Origin of the sequence: Streptomyces sp. rh34, from assembly GCF_002551245.1 — a bacterium.
Taxonomy (GTDB): domain Bacteria; phylum Actinomycetota; class Actinomycetes; order Streptomycetales; family Streptomycetaceae; genus Streptomyces.
The window spans coordinates 1-1,665 of sequence record NZ_NTGZ01000515.1 but is presented as its reverse complement, the minus strand read 5'-3'; the positions used below and the strand labels follow the sequence as shown (position 1 = coordinate 1,665).

Here is a 1,665-nt window from a genome sequence, read left to right as displayed (position 1 = left end):
ACCGGGGCGTGGTCGTGGACACCGCCGCCGCCGACCTGCGCCGGATCGAGCGCGACCTGCACGACGGCGCCCAGGCCCGCCTGGTCGCCCTCGCCATGGGGCTCGGCCTGGCGAAGGAGAAGCTCACCGACGACCCCGAGGCCGCCGCCCGCATGGTCGACGAGGCCCACGGCGAGATCAAGGTGGCCCTTCAGGAGCTGCGCGACCTGGCCCGCGGGATCCACCCCGCCGTCCTCACCGACCGGGGCCTGGACGCCGCGCTCTCCGCCATCGCCTCCCGCTGCACGGTTCCGGTCAAGGTGTCGGTGGGCCTTCGGGGACGTCCGGCGGAGGCCATCGAGGGCATCGCGTATTTCACCGTCTCGGAGCTGCTCCAGAACATCAGCAAGCACAGCGGCGCGCGGTCGGCCTCCGTCGACGTGTGGCGTTCGGGGGACCGGCTGATGCTCCAGGTCACGGACGACGGCGGGGGCGGGGCCCGGATGGACGGCGGTACGGGGCTTGCGGGGCTCGCCGAGCGGCTCGACGCGGTCGACGGGGTGTTCGTCCTGGACTCGCCGGAGGGCGGGCCGACGACCGTCACCGCCGAGCTGCCCTGGCGTGACCGGACCGCCGACCGGCCTTCCGCCTGACCGCCCGACCGGTGGGGGTGGGGAAAACCCCCGGGCGGATACGGAGAGGGACCTCATGGTGCGGAAGGCCGCCGGCCAGCACCCTTGAGGGAGAACGGTCCGGGGTGACGGGCCGCCTCCGGCGCCACCGCGGCGCACGCCCCACGCACAGCCCACTGAGAGACTTCAGACAGAGACGGAACGGACGGGACTCATGGCCACGGCATACGGACCGGACACGCGGGACCGGGAGCATCAGGGTTCCGGCCCCGGCTTCGGGGCGAAGACCCCTGCGACGCACTTCCTCCCCGCCCCGCTGCGTGCTCCGCTGGAGGCCCGTGCCTGGCGCGAGCTGCTCTACGCGCTGCTGAGCTTCCCGCTCAGCACGGCGATGTTCGTCTTCGCGGTCACCATGACGTCGATGAGCGCGGGTCTGCTGGTCACCTTCATCGGGATACCGGTCCTCGCGGCCGGCCTCGCCGTCTGCCGGGGCTTCGGCGCGCTGGAGCGGCACCGGGCGCGCGGACTGCTGCGGGTGGAGGTGGCGGATCCGGAGCGGGTGCGCGGGAAGACCGGCGGCCCGATGTCCTGGATGGGCGCGGTCCTCAAGAGCGGGGTGTCCTGGCGGCACCTGTTGTACACGCTGCTGCACTTCCCGTGGGCCGTGTTCACGTTCGTCGTCGCGATCACCTTCTGGACGTACGGCCTGGCGGCGCTGACGTACCCGCTGTGGTTCTGGCTCTTCCCGGTGTTCGGGGGGCAGGGCGGTCTCCAGCTGTACGGGGACCGCACCCACCAGGAGTATCTGGACTCGCCGGGCGAGCTGGCGGTGACCGGGGCGGTGGGCCTGGCACTCGTGCTGGCCGCGCCGTGGATCGTGCGGGGTCTGCTCACGGTGGACCGGCTGATGGTCACCGGCCTGCTGGGGCCGTCCCGGCTGGCCACCCGGGTCTCGGAGCTGGAGTCGGACCGGGGCGTGGTCGTGGACACCGCCGCCGCCGACCTGCGCCGGATCGAGCGCGACCTGCACGACGGCGCCCAGGCCCGCCTGGTC

Annotated in this window: 2 protein-coding genes; both read left to right on the top strand. The window is 73.3% G+C overall.

Annotation, left to right across the window (positions count from 1 at the left end; all coding sequences use genetic code 11):
• On the top strand, positions 1 to 632 hold a 632-nt coding region (locus tag CR470_RS37825), incomplete at its 5' end, for a sensor histidine kinase (protein WP_257139068.1).
• A 193-nt stretch (positions 633 to 825) separates the two neighbouring features.
• Positions 826 to 1,665: sensor domain-containing protein (locus CR470_RS37820; RefSeq protein ID WP_179892523.1), on the top strand; the 840-nt coding region annotated here is incomplete at its 3' end.